The 19938-nt window shown below is 57.0% G+C and carries 19 protein-coding genes and 1 pseudogene; 18 read left to right on the plus strand and 2 right to left on the minus strand.

Annotation, left to right across the window (positions count from 1 at the left end; translation table 11 throughout):
• The 9 genes from E5W87_RS07535 to E5W87_RS07575 form a co-directional block, all read left to right on the plus strand.
• On the plus strand, positions 1 to 1380 hold a 1380-nt coding region (locus tag E5W87_RS07535), incomplete at its 5' end, for a glycosyltransferase family 4 protein (protein WP_292395472.1).
• Between the two features lie 89 nt (positions 1381 to 1469).
• Positions 1470 to 1985, plus strand: coding sequence for a DapH/DapD/GlmU-related protein (locus E5W87_RS07540; RefSeq protein ID WP_292395474.1), 516 nt, complete (start codon positions 1470 to 1472; stop codon positions 1983 to 1985).
• 379 nt (positions 1986 to 2364) lie between these two features.
• Positions 2365 to 3918, plus strand: a complete 1554-nt coding sequence (locus tag E5W87_RS07545) for a lipopolysaccharide biosynthesis protein (protein WP_292395476.1) — start codon at positions 2365 to 2367, stop codon at positions 3916 to 3918.
• A complete protein-coding gene (locus E5W87_RS07550) occupies positions 3915 to 5243 on the plus strand; it encodes a polysaccharide pyruvyl transferase family protein (RefSeq protein WP_292395478.1) in 1329 nt (442 codons plus the stop codon). The genes E5W87_RS07545 and E5W87_RS07550 overlap by 4 nt, the downstream gene beginning before the upstream one ends.
• A complete protein-coding gene (locus tag E5W87_RS07555; protein ID WP_292395480.1) occupies positions 5240 to 6412 on the plus strand; it encodes a glycosyltransferase in 1173 nt (390 codons plus the stop codon). Before E5W87_RS07550 ends, E5W87_RS07555 begins: the two co-directional genes overlap by 4 nt.
• Complete coding sequence (locus tag E5W87_RS07560) at positions 6409 to 7161, plus strand: bifunctional 2-polyprenyl-6-hydroxyphenol methylase/3-demethylubiquinol 3-O-methyltransferase UbiG (RefSeq protein ID WP_292395482.1); 753 nt, start codon at positions 6409 to 6411, stop codon at positions 7159 to 7161. Before E5W87_RS07555 ends, E5W87_RS07560 begins: the two co-directional genes overlap by 4 nt.
• 243 nt (positions 7162 to 7404) lie before the next feature.
• A complete protein-coding gene (locus tag E5W87_RS07565; protein ID WP_292395484.1) occupies positions 7405 to 8145 on the plus strand; it encodes a methyltransferase domain-containing protein in 741 nt (246 codons plus the stop codon).
• A 109-nt stretch (positions 8146 to 8254) separates the two neighbouring features.
• Entirely contained in the window at positions 8255 to 9235 is a 981-nt protein-coding gene (locus tag E5W87_RS07570) for a glycosyltransferase (protein ID WP_292395486.1), read from the plus strand.
• A gap of 172 nt (positions 9236 to 9407) precedes the next feature.
• Positions 9408 to 10637, plus strand: a complete 1230-nt coding sequence (locus E5W87_RS07575) for an O-antigen ligase family protein (RefSeq protein WP_292395487.1) — start codon at positions 9408 to 9410, stop codon at positions 10635 to 10637.
• A gap of 65 nt (positions 10638 to 10702) precedes the next feature.
• Here E5W87_RS07575 and E5W87_RS07580 read toward each other — a convergent pair whose 3' ends face one another.
• Together E5W87_RS07580 and E5W87_RS07585 are read right to left on the minus strand one after the other, a co-directional pair.
• Complete coding sequence (locus tag E5W87_RS07580; protein ID WP_292395489.1) at positions 10703 to 11506, minus strand: hypothetical protein; 804 nt, start codon at positions 11504 to 11506, stop codon at positions 10703 to 10705.
• A 181-nt stretch (positions 11507 to 11687) separates the two neighbouring features.
• On the minus strand, positions 11688 to 11960 hold the full coding sequence (locus E5W87_RS07585; RefSeq protein ID WP_292395491.1) for a hypothetical protein: 273 nt from the start codon (positions 11958 to 11960) through the stop codon (positions 11688 to 11690).
• Positions 11961 to 12015: 55 nt separating this feature from the next.
• On the opposite strand from E5W87_RS07585, the gene E5W87_RS07590 reads away from it, so the two are divergent.
• From E5W87_RS07590 to E5W87_RS07630, 9 genes and pseudogenes are all read left to right on the plus strand, one after another.
• The gene (locus tag E5W87_RS07590; protein ID WP_292395493.1) at positions 12016 to 12753 is read left to right on the plus strand and encodes a class I SAM-dependent methyltransferase; all 738 of its coding nucleotides are present in this window, start codon (positions 12016 to 12018) and stop codon (positions 12751 to 12753) included.
• 4 nt (positions 12754 to 12757) lie between these two features.
• Positions 12758 to 13732, plus strand: coding sequence for an NAD(P)-dependent oxidoreductase (locus tag E5W87_RS07595; protein ID WP_292395495.1), 975 nt, complete (start codon positions 12758 to 12760; stop codon positions 13730 to 13732).
• Complete coding sequence (locus tag E5W87_RS07600) at positions 13729 to 14904, plus strand: glycosyltransferase family 1 protein (RefSeq protein ID WP_292395497.1); 1176 nt, start codon at positions 13729 to 13731, stop codon at positions 14902 to 14904. Before E5W87_RS07595 ends, E5W87_RS07600 begins: the two co-directional genes overlap by 4 nt.
• Positions 14901 to 17141 (plus strand): mannose-1-phosphate guanylyltransferase/mannose-6-phosphate isomerase, encoded by a 2241-nt coding sequence (locus E5W87_RS07605; protein WP_292395499.1) that lies wholly within the window; start codon positions 14901 to 14903, stop codon positions 17139 to 17141. Before E5W87_RS07600 ends, E5W87_RS07605 begins: the two co-directional genes overlap by 4 nt.
• A 49-nt stretch (positions 17142 to 17190) precedes the next feature.
• Positions 17191 to 17664, plus strand: a complete 474-nt coding sequence (locus E5W87_RS07610; protein ID WP_292395501.1) for a hypothetical protein — start codon at positions 17191 to 17193, stop codon at positions 17662 to 17664.
• Positions 17665 to 18042: 378 nt separating this feature from the next.
• Complete coding sequence (locus tag E5W87_RS07615; RefSeq protein ID WP_292395503.1) at positions 18043 to 18528, plus strand: hypothetical protein; 486 nt, start codon at positions 18043 to 18045, stop codon at positions 18526 to 18528.
• A 107-nt stretch (positions 18529 to 18635) separates the two neighbouring features.
• Positions 18636 to 18794 (plus strand): hypothetical protein, encoded by a 159-nt coding sequence (locus E5W87_RS07620; protein ID WP_292395505.1) that lies wholly within the window; start codon positions 18636 to 18638, stop codon positions 18792 to 18794.
• Between the two features lie 126 nt (positions 18795 to 18920).
• Positions 18921 to 19730, plus strand: a complete 810-nt coding sequence (locus E5W87_RS07625; RefSeq protein WP_292395507.1) for a CpsB/CapC family capsule biosynthesis tyrosine phosphatase — start codon at positions 18921 to 18923, stop codon at positions 19728 to 19730.
• A pseudogene (locus E5W87_RS07630) lies at positions 19730 to 19938 on the plus strand (polysaccharide export protein); the annotation flags it as partial. The gene E5W87_RS07625 and the pseudogene E5W87_RS07630, both read left to right, overlap by 1 nt.

Below are 19938 nucleotides of genomic sequence, written 5' to 3' on the forward strand. Positions count from 1 at the left end.
CAGCAAATCGATCCGAGAAGGTCGCGGACAGTCGATCCGACAAAGCGGTTCGGCTGGGCGAAATCGTCGGTAGCTGGCGGTCCGATTTTATTCAGAAGATCCGAGCGGCCCTTTGACCCGCAGGCACATATTCCTCAAATACCGCTGGCAGTCGGTCTCGAGTGCCTGCAAGGCGTGTTTCGAAAGTGTGGTCGGTTTCGCGTGTATCCGATGGTGAAAAAGGTGTTGTATTTTCATCATGCGACGGGCTTGGGTGGGGCGCCACGTAGCCTTTCCTTGCTCATCCGGGGGCTTGATCGCGAGCGATTCCAGCCAATCGTGGCTATGCCTAAGCGGGAGGGTAATGGTGCGGTAAAGGCATTGTTTCGCGAAGCTGGTGCCGAGGTCCTCGAAGAGAGAGATATACGGCCGTTCAATGGTTCCTCAGTAGCCCGCAATGATGCATTAAAAGATCGCGCCTATGCGATCGCTTCCTATCCACTTACTGTAAGGTGTGCAAAGCGTTTAGTTAATGATGTTCGTCCCGATCTGGTGCATCTGAATTCAACCTGTCTAGTGGCCGCCGCCGCGGGGGCGCACATGGCGTCGCCAAAATTGCCAGTGATCGCTCATGTACGCGAGCCTCTGCTCTCCAATAGGTGGGGCCGAGCGCTGGCCAGCCTTAATAGGAGGCACATGAATGCCTTTATTAGCATTGACGAAGCTGGTTTGCGGACACTCGGAAGCAAAGATGTAGATGGGACAGTTGTGTACAATTTCGTCGACGACGAAGCATTTCACTCCGATCCTGAATCCGGTGAAAAGTATAGGCGCATGCAGGCTTGGGATGCTGACGACGTCGTTTTCCTATTCTTGGCTCGTGTTGCTCCGTCAAATGGCCCCTTGGAGTTAGTGAAGTTGATCGACGCGAATATACAAAAGTTGCATCCGTCTGCTCGATTTGTTGTAGCGGGGTTCCCGGAACGTAAGGCCGACTACGCTTTGGCTGCATACGAAGCTATAAAACAGAGTCCCCGGTGTGTTGCGTTGGATTTTGTGGAGGATGCAGTCCCCCTGATGTTGGCTTCGGATGTCATTGTCGCTCCTTTCACAGAGCCCCACAGTGCGAGAAGTGTGTTCGAAGGTGCCGCGTTAGGAAAGCCGGGCTTGGTCGCCAATGTTCCACATTTGGTTGAACTAGTGAGGGACGGTCACACAGGCGCTGTGTTCAGTTGGGAAGAGCCAGATACCTTTGTGTCTGCTGTTAATGACTTGTGCAATAGTGATAAGCGAAGGGAAATGGGGCGAGCCTCGCTCGAGTTTGCTAAGGCGAACTTTTGCAGCAAGACGGGTGTCGAAAAGACGATGTCAGTCTATGACAAACTGTTAGAGAACAGATGATCGCACGAATTGGACATCTGTATAACATAATATGCCGTTTCTACTGGTCTGTGAGAGTTCGCCTGCAACTGCGCATCCGGAGGGTCCCTTTGCCAAAAGGCTTTGTGGTACTTGGCCCATTGGGATTAAGCGCGCGGGGTCGAATTCGTATTGGTGAGAACGTCACAATCGTAAACAGCTCTCGTTTTAATCGGGCCGGTATCAACCACCCAACACAGTTGGTGGCTGGACAGGGAGCAACACTGACGATCGGTAATAATACTGGCATATCTGGAGCAGCAATATTCTGCTCAGAGTCGATTACGATTGGAAATAATGTACTTATAGGAGCAAATTGCAATATATATGACACAGATTTCCATCCAGTAGACTTTATGCGGCGGCGCGAGGGCATGCCATGCAAAACCGCGCCGATAGTTATCGAAGATGATGTTTGGCTGGGCGCGGGCGTTACCGTCCTGAAGGGGGTAATGATTGGCGCGCGCTCCGTCATCGCGGCGGGAAGCGTCGTCACTTCCGACATCCCGCCGGATTGCCTTGCCGGCGGGGTGCCTTGCAAGGTCATACGGTTCCTGACACCCACGCACGTCGCGTCGATTGAATGACGACCTATTTCCTCAATGGCGCCAGGATGACGGCCGACAACGTCATTGCCTGGGTTCTGGGCCTTCTGGTCATAGTCTTCGCCGCGCGACATCTGGGGCCCGAAGTTGCGATGCCGCCGGTCAGCGCCGTGTTTGGCAACTGGTTCTGCTCGCGCGTCGAGGCGTGCTGTGCCGTCGTTTCCAAGTTAGCCGGTGTTGTGTGGGGGGAGGAGGTTCAAGGTGGGTGCCGGTGGAGCCATTCTGGGCGTTGGATAACGTCTCGCATGATCATGGCATTTCACGACGCTGGAAAGAGCGAGCGCCGAAGATCGCGACAGGTGCCAAATAACTACGTGCATGGGCCTGTGACCAACCGACGAGAGCGCGCTGGAATGCCATTGTGACGAAGGCTCCGTCCGGTCCTTCTGATACGTCAAAAGGCTCTGTGCTAAGCAGCGAGGATCTGACGCGCGATCTCGGGAGACGCACGGGATCTGGTGGGATCATAGCCCTCTGCGCTCAGGCTTTGATTCTCCTCATCCAAGTCGGCTACATGGCGCTGATGGCGCGGTTGCTCCAACCCGACGACTTCGGTCTGGTGGCCATGGCGGCGTCCGTCACGGCATTTGTCGGAGTCTTTGCCGACTTGGGTCTGTCCATGGTGACCATCCAGCGCAAGGAGGTTGATCATGACACCGTCAGCGCGCTATTTTTCGTCAATCTTGCCGTCGGCTTCGCTCTGATGCCGCTAACATGGCTGATGGCGCCGGTCGCGACCTGGCTTTTCAATGATCCTCGCGTTTTTCACCTTGTCTTAATTCTGGCGATCGCCATCCCGATCACAGCGGCCGGTGCGCAGCACAAGGCGCTATTAATTCGACACATGCGTTGGATGTCGCTGCATAGTGTAAATCTTGGCAGCCTCGTGTGTGGATGTGCTGTCGGTGTTGCAATGGCCTGGGGTTGGCACTTCGAATACTGGTCGCTCGCCGGGGCGACGCTCACGACGGCTCTTGTTGGCACGATTGGCCAGTGGGTACTGTCACCTTGGCGTCCGACCAGGGTCGCCAATTGGAGGAATGCACGATCGGCCATTAGTTTTGGGATCAATTACAGTGGATCCCAGTTCACAAACTACATTAACCGCCAATCCGACAACGTGCTGGTCGGCTGGAAATCCGGTCCCAACGAACTCGGATTCTACACCCGCGCTTACTCCCTGTTCATGCTGCCGATGACGCTTATCAGCGGACCAATTGGCTCGGTTATCATTCCGATGCTGAGCCGCCTTCAAACCCAGCCCGACAAATGGGCTAGAACCTATCTCAGCGCCATGCGGCTTACACTCATGATAAACACGATATTGTGCATCCTCATTACGATCAATGCGCAAGAAATCGTAAAGATCGTTTATGGAGAAAACTGGTCAAAGTCCGGGACTATTTTGACGATACTCTCGTTGTCCCTCATCACGAGCATTTCCGGTCAGTTTGGTGGTTGGGCGCTGATCTCTTTGGGTCGAGCGCGCGAGTTGTTTGTATTTTCCATCTTCTCTTCGTTAATCCGATTTGCGCTCTTCCTGTTCGGCATTCAATGGGGGGCTCCGGGAGTCGCTGTCGCCTGGTGCATAACGTCTTGGGTGTTCACCCCGGTACTCTGGCTTTATGCGGCAAGAGGTACGGAGCTGAGATTCAAGGATCTTGTGAAGGCATCGAGCCTATTCTTCTTTGCTTATATTGCGATCGTCGCGTTCTTTATTATCGGGGAGTCGATAGGGACTTCATTTAAGGCCCTGTCTGTGCTGACTGAGGGCGGCCTCGTCTTAAAGACTATCAGCACGATGTTAATCTATGGAGCTTTTGTTGTTGCTCCATATCGTTTCGCCGGTTCCATGTGGGAGGACATGCGGCTCTTTCTAGACAAAGACGTCCATCCAGAGGATCTAAAGCATTGAAAATCATCGTCGAAACCACGGTTTTTTTGAACGGCGGGGACGCTGCGATCCAGGTCGCGACAAAACGGATTCTTAAAGCCGCGTTCGGAGACGATATCGAGATCGTTTTTGCGGACATGGATGCGCAGGTCGCCGAACGGTACTATCCGGGAAACACCTTTGTTTGCTTTCCTTCTGCACAGCTTCACAAGAGCAAACATATTAGGTTGCTGAATAGGCTGACAAAGGGACGGTTGGAGTTAAAGTTAGTTTATTCAATTCTGATCGCCATGATCTTCATAGAGCGGCATTTGAGCTGGTTAAAATACCTTGGGTATGGAGGCCAAGTCGCTCGAGCCTTACGAGAGTACATTGCGGCAGATCTCATTATTTCGACCGGCGGCACGTACCTTTCAAAGAAACACAGGCGGTCGGTTTCCCATCGGCTGCCGGAATATGAGAGAGACGTCTATCTTGGAAAGCCGCCCATTTTTTTTACGCAATCGATGGGTCCATTCGGCGACGATCGCATTTTTCACCGACTTGCGGAGATTCTGAGAAAAAGCCCTCTCATACTGGTCAGAGACCGGAAATCCATGGCTTTCGCGAAAGAGCTTGTCGGACATACGGATAATATTGAGGAAGTGGCAGACTGCGTATTCATTCTGACGGACCGGGACGAGATCGAGAGACGGCGCGCAGCGTCGCAGGTTGCGAAGCCTGGACGGCGGCCGAGAATCGCCGTGTCAGTTCGGCCGTGGGCGGATTTTGGGGAACGAGATTCTGAGGTCGGCCGCGCGAAATACCATCAATCGGTAGCCCGAGCGACAGCGTGGTTCGTGGAAGAGGTCGGGGCCGAAGTGACATTTATTTCGACCTGCCAAGGGATTCCCGAGTATCGCTTCAACGACTCGGACGCGGCGCGCGACGTCTTGAAGTATCTGCCGGAGCACGTGCGAAACAGCGTAGTCATTGATTTGCAGTTCAGGGACACCGAAACATTGCTTCGTAAAATTGGCGAATTCGATGGCGCCATATGCACACGCATGCACATGTGCATTCTGAGTTTGTGTCGCGGCCTTCCAGTCTTGCCGATTTGCTATGAGAGGAAAACAGCAGATCTTTTTCGATCACTTGATTTGGAGGATTACGTTACCTTCATCGACAAGATTGAGCCGGATGGTTTTCGCGATCTCGCTGAGCACTGGTGGCAAAACCAGGAATCGATAGCGGAAAGATCGCTGCGGGGAACCCTTGCGCTCCGTGACAGTGCTTTATCCACGGTTGGTATTCTCAAAAACAGATTTGCACCGGTGGAGTTGCAGACGGAGGCAGTATCCCCATGATTGCTGTCATTTCGCAATTCTTCAACACGCCTTCTGAAACATTTATCCGAGATCATGTCCGCCACCTCGCACCCGGTAGGACTGTGCTCATCTGCCAGGAGCCTGATGGTGCCGATCAATTCGGTTATCCTGTTCTTTCCGGGGTTCCGCGGCTGGCATCGCTTGGCCGACTACCCAGCCGCATTGCCAATGTGGCGCGTCTGGGCTGGCTTGCGTATGTGCGTGAGGGAATGTCGAGGAACGACGAGGACAGGGTCGTCGAATTCTTGAAGGCGCACAACGTGGATGCCGCCCTTGTCGAGTATCTTACGATGGGTGCGCTGTTTGCTCCCGCTTGTCGCCGCGCCGGCGTGCGGCTGTATGCCCACGCCCATGGGGCGGATTCAACCGTGATGCCCAGAAAGCAATTATGGCGACGTCGCTACCGGCGTCTGTTCGCCATTGCTGACGGCATCATCACGCCATCGCGTTTCATCGCCGATCGTCTGAGTAAAATCGGCTGTCCGAATGAGAAACTCCACGTCAGTCCGTGTGGAGTGTTGCCCGAGCGCTTCACACCATCGAAGCGCCAAAGCGGTCGGCTCCTTTTCGTTGGGCGGTTCGTTGAAAAGAAATCACCGCACCTCGCGATCGAGGCATTCGCCCAGATCGCTTCAAGGTTTCCCGAGGCGCAACTCGATTTCGTTGGGGACGGGCCCTTGATGGCGCGATCCAAGGCGTTGGTGGAGCAGGAGAACCTGTCGGATCGTGTCATTTTTCACGGCTCTCGAAGCACCGAATATGTTCAGGGCATGATGCAAGACGCTGCTATTTTCGTGCAGCATTCAGTGACGGCACGTAATGGAGATATGGAAGGCCTGCCGGTATCGATCCTGGAGGCCATGGCGAGCGCGCTTCCCATTGTGGCGACACGTCACAGCGGCATTCCAGAGGCCGTTGTCGATGGTAAGACTGGCATACTTGTGGATGAGCACGATATCGAAAGCATGGCAGAGGCGCTTGCTAGTCTCCTCGCAGAGCCTCACCGTGCTGCCAAGATGGGGGATGCCGGGCGCCAGCGCGTGCTGGATCAATTCACCCAACGGCACACGCGCGATCGCCTTCGACACGCCATGATGCTGCCGACAATTGCGGAACCTCTCGACTTCGCTGAGGGCCAGGTTCAATGAAGAATGCCGAGCAGTGGAAGCCTACTAAGTTCGAACGGACCGGCAAGGGCGTTTGGCGCTCGAACCGCAAGGAGGTACCGGCGCGGTCGCGATTGATCGCCGATCGATTGGCGTCCGTCTATGCCGCGGCGATCGCTACTCATGCCAAGGGTCGTCTTGTCGACTTAGGCTGTGGTGCCGTTCCGCTTTACGGGATCTATCGCGAGCATGTCAGCGATGTCTTCTGTGTCGATTGGCCGGGCAGCACCCATGGCGCCGCGTACGTCGACCTTTTCGCGGACCTCAACGAGCAATTGGTCCTGGAGCAGGAGAGTTTCGACACGGTCATCGCCAGCGACGTTATCGAACATCTGCATACGCCGCAGGCATTATTCGACAGTGCAGCCCGGGCTTTGAGGCCCGGAGGTAAATTGATAATCGGCGTGCCGTTTTTTTACTGGCTGCATGAGATCCCGCACGACTATCATCGCTACACCCGCTTTGCATTGGAGCGGATGACAATGAAGGCGGGCTTGAGCACAATCGAGTTGACATCCTACGGCGGTGTCACGGATGTTCTTTCCGATCTTGCCACGAAGGCGGTGGCGTCACGGCCCCGGATTGCCAGTTCCGTCTATTGGCTTACCACGCTGATGCGAGCGTTGCCTCCTGTCAAGAAATTGGGGCTTGCGACTCGCGAGAGCATGCCGATGGGTTATCTTCTGGTAGCTGAAAAAGTATCGGCCCCCCTGTCTTCGGGGGGAGGCTAATGCAGGACGCCGAATACTGCTCCTCCAACCAGTGTCGTCGATAGCTGTCAGGCCCGTTTTGATCATCAGCGGCACAGAAGAGAGACACGACAACGTTTCATCTTTGATCGCATCCAGAAATCGAATTGCCGGGAGCGCTAACTTCATCGGGTTGGAGAAATAGGACGATTCTCGTGGTGCCGCTGTCCATGCCCATGGGACGCAGCTATCTGTAGCACGACCGATTGGCAGAAAAGGGATACGGTGATTCTCAAGACATTTATTGGTTGGAACCGGGATGCTGCAGCATGGCTCGAACGCCGCTTTCCCGGAATTTTTGGTGCGCCGTCCTATAAAGCGGAGCTCGAGCGTCGTATCGCTGAGGACGTTGCGCGGCTAAGGCCGTCGGCGATCCTCGAGGTCGGCGGGATCGACAGGCCTCTTCTGGAGCGGGGGGCTGATTTTACCTATATCGGCCTCGATATAGAAGAAAAACCGGACTGCTATCGCATCTACGATCAATTTGTCGTCCAGTCGATCGAGCAGCCAGTTGATGTCGAAGCGGACATGCTTATTTCGATCACATTGATGGAGCATGTGCCAGACAACAAGGCAGCGGCGCGTTCGATGTTTTTGGCGCTAAAGCCCGGCGGCGTGATGCACCACTATATCCCGTCGAAGTGGCACCCCTATTCAGTGGCATTGCGGATCGTCGGGCCGGTTATGCAAAAATGGCTGATCCCGCACCTCAGGCCGTCTGCCGTCGGCGTTACCGGCTACCCGGCCTTTTTTGACCATTGCTCTCCTTCGGACATGGCGAAGTTGTTTCGCGACCAAGGATTTGAGCGGGTCGACGTTGTGTCATTTTACCGCGCCAGCGATTATTTTGCTTTCTTTTTGCCCGCCTACCTTTCCGTCGCTCTGTTGGAGAATCTTTGCGCAGTCCTGAACTGGCGCATGTTCTGTTCCGGCTTCGTCATCAGCGCTACAAAACCCACTCACTAGCAAGAACGAGGCCATGCGACTTTTTCAAAATTCTGGGCTCAACCCAAGCTATCAGCCCCGGCTCGCTGACCTCGTCGGGCAAGGGGGAGGATTCGAGCGGCAGAGGGAAGTGTTTCTGAACGATCGCTACGGGGCGGCACATATTCTCTTGCCGATACTCGGGCGCAGTCCGGAGGCGTTCTTTACGAATGGCGACGATGAATTACTGCAGCGGGCGTGGGCACGCGAAAACGGGCTGGGCCAAGATATGCCGCTGGCCGACATTCTGCTTGCCCAGATCGAGCATCACAAGACGGATGTCTTCTACAATCTCGATCCATTTCGTTACGACGCCGCCTTTGTGCGCCGCTTGCCGGGGCACGTGAAACGAAAGATTGCCTGGCGCGCCGCACCAGGCAGAATTGACTTTTCCGGCTATGATCTCGTGCTTTGCAATTTTCCGTCCATGCGACAACTTTGGGAGGAGCAGGGCGCCAGGACGGCTCACTTTTTCCCCGCTCACGACCCGGAGCTCGATACCGTCGCCGCAAATCGGGACAGGGACGTCGATGTCCTGTTCTTCGGTGGTTACAGTCGCCATCACCAGCGCCGGCGGCAGATATTGGAAGCTGTTGCAGGTCTTTCCAGCCGCCGCCGGGTTGTTTTCCATTTGGATCTATCACGCTATACACCGCTGGCCGAAACGCCGCTTGGCTGGTTCGGTCCCCTGAGAGCGGTACGCCGCCCGCCTGCGATTCGCGAAGTCAGTGCGCCTCCCGTATTCGGTCGCGCTATGTACGCACAGCTTGGAAGAGCCAAGGTCGTGGTCAACGCCTCGATCGACATGGCAGGCCCTGACCGTGGCAATATGCGCTGTTTCGAAACCATGGGCGCCGGAGCTCTGCTGGTTTCCGATTCCGGCAACTATCCAGCGCCGATGTACGATGGGCAAACCATGGCCGTTTATGAGCACCCGCAGGACGCCTCAGAACAAATCGAACGGCAATTGGATAGCGGAAGCTGGGACGGGATCGGTTGGGCCGGTCATCGCGCGATCCGTGAAGAATACAGCAAGCAAAGACAATTTGAACGGTTTCTCGAATTGGCATAGTGGGTTATCTAAGACGCTATCGTCCTCAGTCTTACCTATCAGCCCAGAAATTAGTGCGAAAACCCGAGGGCAGGCTGTTGGGCGACGCATTAGCTGGCCCGCGCCAGCCCGTTGTCTGGATTGGAAGAGACATGGTATCGATGTCTCTATTTCAACAGGTGCCGTCATCGTCATGCATGTCAGCAAACCCGTCCTGATCTACAAGGATTTGTGGGCCTGGAGCTTTGCCCTGGCGGTTGCCGGCTATCCGTTGGTCGGACTCCTTTCATCTGTGACCGGACGAGAAGATGAGAGGCTTTCGATCGCCTTTCGCATTCTAGTAGTTTGCCTCTGCGGGCTGTCGTTTTTGTTATCAGACCGGCAAAAAGCCTGGCGGTTCGGAGACGTATCGTTATTTTCTTTTGTCGGGCTTTACGTACTGAAGCTTGGCATTGACGCTTACGAGATCGATAAGGCATCGGACGACCTTGTATTTGCCGCGATCACTTCGATCGTCCCGGCGGCTTTTTTAGCCCTGTCAACGAATAGATGGTCGGAGATCAACGTAGCGTGGGCTCTTTTTGCCGTTGGGGCATTGAGCGTGGCGGGCGTCGTTTGGCTTCAGTATAGTGGTTCCAATACCGTGCTGCTCGATAACACGGACCGGGTCTATTTCGAGCGGTTGAACCCTATTTCCATTGGTCACGCCGGTGTGACTACACTTATCGCATCATACACTCTTGCGAGAATTTCCCAAAGAAAAGTCCTGAAAACCGCAATTGTCGCTGTGGTCGTCACCTCGGCAGTCGCCATTTATTTGGCTGCTGCACGCGGTCCGATTGTCGCCTTGGCATGTTGCGCCATTTTGCTCCCTATGCTCCGTCCCAAATTCACGACCATGATTATGTGTCTGTTGTTTCTGGCGGGCGCCGTGTTGGTGTTGGCGGTCACGGACATAACGCCGTTGCTCGATAAGTTCCATCTGACGGCGATTGGAAAAGACACTTCAACAACGTCCCGTCTGGGATCGATTGCATTGTCGTGGGAGCTGTTCCAGCAAAATCCATTGTTTGGCTACGGGACGCAACTGCCTTTGTACGGATATCCGCACAATATGTTCATGGAGATACTTCAAACCATGGGGCTTCTCGGCATGGCGATATTTGTCCCGGTTTTCGTGAAGATAGCAATGGCGGTAAAGTTCTTGGCCGACAAACGCTTGGTGCTTCTGCCGCTTTTGACCACCCAAGCCATCGTCGGAGCGCAATTTTCCGGATCGCTCTGGGGCGCAGCGTTCCTTTGGATTGTCGTTACGGTCATGATCTTTCGCGTCAACGCAATGAGGTCATTTGATTTGTGGGCACATCGACGTATGATGTGGCGCTCATATGCCCAGTTTGGGGCACCCAGTAGGGTCAGATAACCGGACAACATTGCCGCTCGAAACCGGTATACGCCGGATAGAAGCCTGCAAACGTTCGCCCGCCACTATGGAGCTTTGTCAAGCGCGTTCAGGAATCTCAAGGTAGCTTGCCACCACTCGGCTTTTTCATCCCATTTCGCTGGCCGATAGGGCGAATTGCTGCCGATGGTACCCCATATAACGATTCCGTCGGCGAGCCTCCTGCACATGTCCAGTTGGGCATACCAGAGGTCGCCCGGCAGAAAAGCAAGAGTCTTGTGAAATTGCGGCCACAGAAAGCAGTAGACCGGCTTTCCTCGTGAAATCCTTCGTGCTTCCCCGATATTGGATTGCGCATAGGCTACCCAAGCGTCCTTATCGCCGTAAAATGTATACAGGGAGGGAAATAGCGCATCGACATAAGGGACGAGGGCCGACGCGATCTTGGTATTTTGGAGTTTCCAGTCGTCCAGTTCAACGGCGCCCTGATGACCGATTGCTCTCCAATGATCCCTGATCGGCAAGACAGCATAGAGGCCGAGCTTGACGCTCGGGTCTGCCTTTCTGAAGGCGCTGAGCGTCTTCTGGTATTTCGCAATAGACGACGCTTGATCCGGGCCCTCCAAGGGCCAGCTTTCAATGTCGATATTCAGATATTCGTTGCTCCTCGGAATTGCCAGCGCTTGCTGCAGTTGGCCGGCGTCGGGAACATCATGTCCCAGAACATGAGGGTCCACGATCGTGAGATGCTCGAAACCGAACGAACGGAAATCGGGCCCGCCGGCGAAGTTCAGAGCCTCAAAAAGCCTGAATGGAGCCCGCGTCTGCGCTGTCGCTGGCCATGAGCCGATGAGAACACATATCAGGCAGAACACTGTCTTGAAAAACATGATGCTGGGTATCCGTGGTCGCAACGGGTGAGTTTGGCGCTGGCGAAATTCGCGCGGTTTGAATTCTCGTGACCTGAACTTGACGAGTCTCGAAGCGGTAGCTTAGCTGGACGCCTCGAACAACCTCCTGACTGAAGCGTGATCGACGCGTTGCTGCAAGGTGGCAGAGGCTAGAGCCGTCTCACCGAGGCTGCAAATTATCCACCTGGAACGGTGGACGAGCGAAGCGTGCAAGACTATGACCGAAGGCGCCGTCGCGCTCGTCAAGCTGAGCCTTGGCGGCGGCTGTCGTAGGCGCATCTGACACTCTGACGAGGAGATCGAGATCGTTGTGACCAGGAACGTGCCGCCTTACGCAGTTGTCGCCGGAAAGCTGGCGCGGATGATCCAGCATATGGTTTCTCTCGATGCCTGAAGCGGCCATGAATTGGGAAGACGCCGTCCGCTGGTGCATGAGCGAGCCTTCGATGAAAGAGCTCGCCCGCGCCGCATATTTCGACGATCCGGTCGTGGCCGCACAGCGCTATCACGAAAGCGCGGAGTTCGACGCGGTCCGCAGCATGATCCCGCGCAAGGCGGGCCGTGCTCTCGATCTTGGCGCCGGCAACGGCATTCTCTCCTACGCTCTGGCGCGCGAGGGTTGGTCCGTAACCGCAGTTGAGCCTGATCCGAGCGCGCTCGTTGGTGCCGCCGCGATTCGGGCACTTGCCGAAAGCACAGGCACTCCCATCGACGTGATCGAAGCCTTCGGTGAGGCGATCCCATTATCCGCCGCAGGCTATGATTTGGTCGTCGCAAGGCAGGTGCTTCATCATGCCCATGACCTTCCGGCTTTTTGCCGCGAAATGGCGCGTCTCTCTCGCGAAGGCGCGACGATCCTGTCGTTGCGCGACCATGTTGTCTCCGGGCCGCAGCAACTCGAGCCCTTTCTGCGCGCTCACCCGCTTCATCACCTCTATGGTGGAGAGAACGCCTTTACGCTGGCGGCCTACCGCGCTGCAATCCAGGAGGCCGGGCTGACGATCGACCGCGAATTGAACTCGTTCCAGTCCGTCGTGAATTATGACCCAATGACACCATCTGAGATTCGCGAGAGGCTCGCCAAAATCTTTGGTCCGTTCTCCCCGATTGTTCGCCTAGCTCTTTCGCCTGTTCCCTTTGGTGTCGTCGCCAGGGTCGCCGCGTCGGTTGACCGCCGGCCCGGGCGCCTGGTCTCTTTCCTTTGCCATAAGCACGGGAAGGACTGATTTCTTGACGCAATCAAAAGAGGCTAAGCCTGTCTGGGTGACTGGAGCCGGCGGTTTCATCGGCCTGCACCTCGCTCGTTTTCTTGCTCAAAAGGGCTGCCATGTCATCGGCTTCGGTCGAAACGAAGCACCGGGTTTTGCGTTGGCAACCAGCGGCGTATTTTTCCCCGGTGGAATAGCCGTGGAAACAATGGATGCGGCTCTGGCAGCGCATGGCCGCCCATCAGCCGTGTATCATTTGGCGGGTGGCGCAACGGTCGGCCAGTCAATTGCCGATCCCCTGAAGGACTTTGAACAAAGTGTTGTCTCTGCGGCTCGTGTCCTTGATTTCTTGCGCCGCCACGCACCCGATGCACCTGTCGTTCTTGCATCCTCGGCTGCGGTCTATGGCGGCGGACATGTCGGCCCGATCAGGGTCGACGCCACGCTCGATCCCTACTCCCCCTATGGCTATCACAAACGCATGGTGGAGGAACTGGGCCGGTCATACTATGCCGCATACGGCCAGCCGGTCTCGGTAGCCCGGCTTTTTTCGGTCTATGGTGAAGGGCTGCGCAAGCAACTGCTCTGGGATCTCTGCGGCAGGCTTGCAGCGGGTGAAACCAACATCGTGCTCGCCGGCACGGGCAAGGAAATGAGAGACTGGCACCATGTCTCGGATGTTGTGCGGCTGATCCATGGGGTTTTGCCTACCGGCGAACCGCGCTTTGCGATCTACAACGGCGGGGCAGGCGCTCCTGCATCTGTCAGCACGATTTCTGGTATGGTTTTGAAGGCCTGGGGAGGTGACCATCGCCTCTCGTTTTCTGGAGAGTCCCGGCGGGGCGACCCTGTCAATCTGATCTCTGATCCGTCCGGCGTCCCAGAGGGGCTTCAGTTGCAGGTGCCGCTCAGCAGGGGCATTGCCGGCTATGTCGATTGGTATCGCGCCGACGTTCTCGCCGAGCCTGTCGGCCGTCAGCGGCGCGCCGCGCCTTGATTACCGTCGGTTTCACTCTCATCGGCCGCGGAACTTGGTCAGGCGGCGAATCCTATCTACGCAACATGTTGAGCGTTATCGCCTCCGAGCTGCGTGGTAAGGTGCAGGCGAAACTGTTTCTTACACCCGAGCAGCATTCAAGCATTGGCGCGTCCTTCGATCATATGTTGGCTGCGCCTGCTATTGTTGATGACCGGGTCACAGGCGCCGGGCTCGGCAGGCGAGGGCTGATCGCACTTGCTGGCGGAAGGGACCGTGCCTTCGCGGGTCTTGTTGCTGCGCAAGGCATCGATGTTGTCTTTGAAGTCGCCCAGTGGTTCGGCAACCGGTTTCCCGTGCCGGTCGTTTCCTGGATCCCGGATTTCCAGCACCGTCGCCTGCCGCACCTCTTTCCGCGTAGCGCCTGGTGGCGCAGGGATCTCGGCTATCGCCTGCAGACATCCGGAAATCGCACCATAATGCTATCGAGTGGGGATGCGCTGGCGGACTGCGAAACATTCTATCCAGCCTCGCGCAACAAGACCGCCGTCGTGCGCTTCGCTATCGATCTCGATCCCGGCGCCATCCTGGCGCGTGCCGATGAGGCGCGCCAGGCGCATGGGCTGCCCGAGCGTTTCTTCTTTCTCCCCAATCAGTTCTGGGTCCACAAGAACCACAGGCTGGTCATAGAGGCATTGAAGCATATAAACCAGATCGGAGCGTTGGCCTCCCTGCCGCCGGTAGTCCTCTCCGGCCGCACCACGGATCCCCGCGATCCGACATTTTTCAAGCGTCTGATGGGCCTTGCTGAAACAGATGGACTTGGAAGCCATTTTCGACATCTCGGACTCATTCCCTATGACGATGTCGTCGCCCTGATCGGCGCTGCGGACTATCTCCTGAACCCTTCCCATTTCGAGGGGTGGTCAACCACGGTCGAGGAGGCGAAGTCGCTGGGCACGCCGATGTTGCTCTCCGACATTCCGCTGCATCGAGAGCAGGCGCCGGAATCGCTCTTCTTCGCACCCGATAGTGCGAAAGCTCTGGCGCAGCGTCTCATTGAGGCCGGGCAGCGCCCCCGCTTTGCCCGCGACAGTGTCGCCGCGCTGCAAAGTCGCCAACAGATCCGCCGCCGAGACTACGCGGCAGCGCTCCTTGCTTTGTTTGAAAATGTCAGAGGTGTCACCCAATGACCGAGCAGATCGTCAGTTTTGTAATGAGCGGCGGCGTTGGCTCACGGCTGTGGCCACTGTCGCGCGAGGACAATCCCAAGCAGTTCCACGATTTTTCGGGCGATGGCTCGATGCTGGCCAAGACGCTGCGCCGGCTGACGGCGCGGCCGGACGGCGAAACGCCGGTTTTCCTGATTGCCTCGGAGCGGCATGCCGACCGCGTTCACGCCGACCTCGCCGGCCTCGAACTTTCCGGCGGCGGCCCACTGTTCGAGCCGACCGGCCGCAACACCGCCGCCGCCGTTGCCTTGGCAACCTTGCGCACCTTGTCCGAATATGGTGACAGTCTGGTGCTGGTGGTGCCGTCCGATCATGAGATCGCGACCGCGCAGCAATTCTGGCAGAGCGTGGAAAACGGCACCACGGCGGCGCGTGAGGGCCGGCTGGTGGTGTTCGGCATCAAGCCCAGCCAGCCGGAGACCGGCTACGGCTATATCGAGGTCGCCGGCGAGAAGGATGGCATCTGCGATGTCTCGCGTTTTGTCGAGAAACCGGACCTCGCGACCGCGCAGAGCTATCTGGCGGCCGGCAACTTCTACTGGAACACCGGCATTTTCCTGTTTCGTGCCAGCGCCATGCGCGACGCTTTCACGGCTTTCGAGCCCGAGATATGGAATGCCACCGAAATTGCCTACCAGGCAGCGACATCAGATCTTTCCGGTCTCTATATGCCTCTGGAGCTCTACGCCGCCATTCCCTCGACGTCGATCGACTATGCGATCATGGAACGCGCCAGTCACATCGCCATGGTACCGGCCGGCTTCCGCTGGAACGATCTCGGTTCCTGGCAATCACTGCTCGATGTCGGTCCCTCCGACGAAGAGGGCAACGTTATCGTCGGCGATGTCGTCGCCATCGACTGCGAGAACTCCTACATCCGCAGCGACAGCCGCTTGCTGTCGGCCATCGGCCTGAAGGACGTTGCCATCGTCTCGACCGCCGATGCCACCTTCGTCGCCCCGGTCAGCCGCAGCCAGAACGTCAAGAAGATCGTCGAGCAGCTCGAAAAGAGCGGTCGGCTGGAAACCAGGTTCACGCCCGCCGACGACCGCGTGATCGAAAGCGGCGCTTGGCGGCGGCGCGTTCACCACTGGCTGTTTGAAGAGACGGTGCCGTTGTGGTCCACGGTCGGCGTCGACGAGCGCCATGGCGGTTTCCACGAGGCGCTCGGCTTTGACGCCACACCGCTGATGAAGCCCAAGCGCATGCGCACCATGGCCAGGCAAGTCTACGCCTTCGCTGTCGCCAAGGCGCGCGGCTGGGATGGGCCTGCCGACCGGTTGATCAGCCACGGCATCGAATTCATGAACAGGAACGGCCGCACCGACAATGGCGGCTGGGTGCGCACGCTTAATGTCGATGGCACGGTCGCCGATGCCACAGAGGATGCCTACGATCATTCCTGCGTGCTCCTGGCGCTGGCGCATGCCCATATGGTCGGCAATGCTGATGCATTGCGGCTTGGCGAAGAAACGTTTTCGTTTCTCGACGCGCACCTCGAGGATCACCGCATGACCGGCTTTCTCGAAACGTCGAGCGGCGAGGGCGAACGCCGCTCCAACCCACATATGCATCTGCTCGAGGCTTTCCTGGCCTGGCATCAGGCGACCGGCGACCTCGCCTATCTTCGCCGCGCCGCGCGCATCGTCGATCTGTTTCGCAGCCATTTCTTCGATCCGGAGAGCTGGACACTGGGCGAATATTTCGACGCCGAGTGGAGGCCGGCGGAGGGCGAGAAAGGCGTATGGACGGAACCCGGCCACCATTTCGAATGGGCCTCGCTGCTGGTCGACTTCGCAGGACGGACCGGCCAGAGCGAACTGACCGGCTTTGCCAGAAAGCTCTATGCCTCGGCCACTGCCAATGGCCTCAATCGCGCCACCGGCCTCGCCTATGGCGCCGTCTCGCGGCAAGGCCTGCCGCTCGACCTTGTCTCGCGCAGTTGGCCGCAGGCCGAAGCAATCAAAGCAGCGATTGCACTGGACGGTTCAGGCGGTCCCGACCTCAAGCCGGAGATCGAAGCTCGTGTCGGCCGCCTGTTCCGTTGGCACGTCAATCCGGCGCCGCTTGGCCTGTGGATAGACCGGATCGACGAGCGGGGCCGCTCGCTGGCGAGCGATGTACCGGCAAGCATCTTCTACCATCTGGTCTGTGCGCTGACCCAGTATCTCGACAGCACGGTCGGCGAATCTCGGTAGAGCGATTGACGAAGAGACGCGTGTTTGGCCACGGCGGGAGTGAGAATTTTTGTCGTTCAAGAAAATAGGCTTGCTGGCACTTGTTGCCTTGGCGTTTGCGATTGGCTTCTTTGTCATCGTCGTGAAAAAAGGGACGCCTGTTCGTTCGCAACCCCCCAGGCTGCAAGCGGCGCTTGAGCCGTTTGATGGCAAGCTTTCCATCCAGGCGATCGATGATCTTCGCGTCGCCGGCCGCAAGATTGTGTTGTGCGGCGTGGCGTTTACCAAGCCGCGATCCATGCGTGCGATGGTAACGGAGGCGGCGCGCCGGGACTACCAAGGGCTCGCCCTGACCTGCAAGCCGGTGGGAACGGGGACGCCTTGCGACGGCAATGTCGCCTCAAAGTTTGGTGATGCCATCGTTGTGCAATGCCTCACGGCCGATGGCACGGATTTGGCCGCGAAGCTTGCCGAGAACGGCATATTGTGTGGTCAGCCCGCGCAGGCGGGTCCGATCTACAAATCTTGCTTGTCGGGTTCGTAGCTCACGGCTTCGCTAACTGCCCTCGCGTCCGTCATTCCCACGGATCGCGACTGTCATAAAACGAAAGGCAGGATGTGCGATAACGCCCGCACGTCAAACAGAATCGACCATAATCCCTGTACGAAGCACGGCGCGATGGCGGCCATCAAGGCCACGAAATAGACCTGACTTTCCGATAATTTCCAGAGGGGCCGGCAGCGAGAATGCTAAATTCAAATCTGCCACGTGAGTGTGTCCAATGAAACACAGCGGAAACCAAAAAGTCATCTCGCAAATGCGAAACAGGTTGGAATCAAAGCAAAAAGCTGTTACGCGCTTGTTCAATACCTTGGTGCTTGGGCGGGGACGAGGTACGGCGGGACAAAAGGATCGAAACGAATGAACCTTACTGTAAAAATTGCGTTGGCCGGATTTGTCGCCTCGATCGGCTTCGGCCCGGTTTCGTCTTTCGCTCAGGAGACGTCATGCACCTGTACGACGGCTTATCAGGGTGCGGCGAATTCGATTGGTTCCATCGGGCAGGCCAATGGCGACGTAATGGTTTCGCAAGCCGCTGGTTATGGTCCCGCTAAGGCGGGAAGTGCTCTGGATTTCGGCAGCCGCGTAGTGGTCGGAGCCAAGGGATCGGCCTCCGTCAATATCGGTGGCTGCAACCTGGATGTGCCGGCGAATTCCAGCCTCGACATTTCTCGTGTCGACAACAATATCTGTCTGAAAGTGTTGGGCTCTGAGCATACGGCTCAGATTGGCTCGGACGGCAACAACAACCGGTCCTGGGTGCCGCTCGGTATTTTTGCGGGTATGGCTGGTGCGGCTGGTATCCTTGCTGCAACGCAGGATGACGACAACGGCGTCAGCCGTTAGGCGCAGTAGACGGTGCAGCAGAGGCATGTGACTGCCTCTGCTGCATTATGTTTGCCGACGCCCTGTGCGCCTTAACTCTGGCGCGCCGGCTGGAGCCGGAGATGTTGATGGAAATCATTAACCATACCGCTCTATTACTTGAGTTGAAGCTGAATGCGCTTCGTCTTGGGCGAGTTCGTCTAGGCCGACTGGGTGGCACTGTGACGGGTGGCGCGGCAACGCTGGTTATTAGCTTGCACGATGACGACAGCGCTGTCAGCGAATAGCTTGGATCTGGCATCTACCGCATTGCATGAACTTGATGAATGCGTCATTCGCCATCGTGCGGGTGGCGCATTTGCCTATTATCTGGGAGAAATTGTCACGTTGCTTCAGTGCGGCCACAAACGTCAATGATCGACCTGCATTCCCATATCTTGCCCGGTCTTGATGACGGCTCGCGCAGTCTTGCCGAATCGCTGGAAATGGCCCGGCTGGCGGTGGCAGATGGAACGACCCATATGGCGTGTACGCCGCATATCGTGCCAGGTATGTATGAAAACGGTTCGGCAAATATTGCCCCTGCGGTTCAAGAGTTGGAGCAGGCGCTACGCCGCGCCGCAATACCGCTTGCTCTTTACGTTGGCGCCGACGTGCATATAGCGCCGGATCTTCCTGAGCAATTGTCGCTAGGTAGCGTGCCGACCTTGAACAGATCTCGTTATTTTCTGTTCGAACCGCCGCATCACGTTCTACCGCCAAGACTGGAGGATCTTGCTCTGCGCCTCATAAACGCCGGGTTCATTCCGATTCTTACCCATCCTGAGCGACTAACCTGGATCAAGGCAAATTACGACGTTGTCGAGAGGTTGAATGCAATTGGCTGCCTTGTTCAGGTTACGGCAGACTCGATTGTTGGTGCTTTTGGACGCACGGCGCTTTACTATTCGGAAAAGCTGATTGACGAAGGCAGGGTAGATATTATCGCATCCGACACCCATGGCGCCAGCCGCCGGCGTCCCGGGCTTTCGCAAGCCGTCGCCGCTGCTGCGAAACGATGTGGGGAAGATGAGGCCCGCAATATGGTGTTGAAACGTCCAGGCGAAATATTGGCGAACCGGCCTCTCGATCCGGTCGGAAAGGCGAACGCAAAAAGGCCAGGCCCCGGCAACGTTGGTCGCCTCGCGGGATTGGGCCGCTTGTTGAAGGGCGGGGCCGGGTGATGGGCGTTTTTCATTTCGCAAAAATTTATGTGGGCATGATGTGCGTCTTGCTCGCTTCGCTCACGATGTCTGCCTGCACGAGCACCTCGTCAACGACACCGACTTCGGTCGATGCGCTGCAATTGACTTCAACCTCAGCGCCGCTTTCGGGCGGCGGCGCCCTGCAGGTCGTAAAGGACCTGCCTGCGCCGCAAAACACGCAGAACGG

Origin of the sequence: Mesorhizobium sp., from assembly GCF_004962925.1 — a bacterium.
GTDB lineage: Bacteria > Pseudomonadota > Alphaproteobacteria > Rhizobiales > Rhizobiaceae > Mesorhizobium.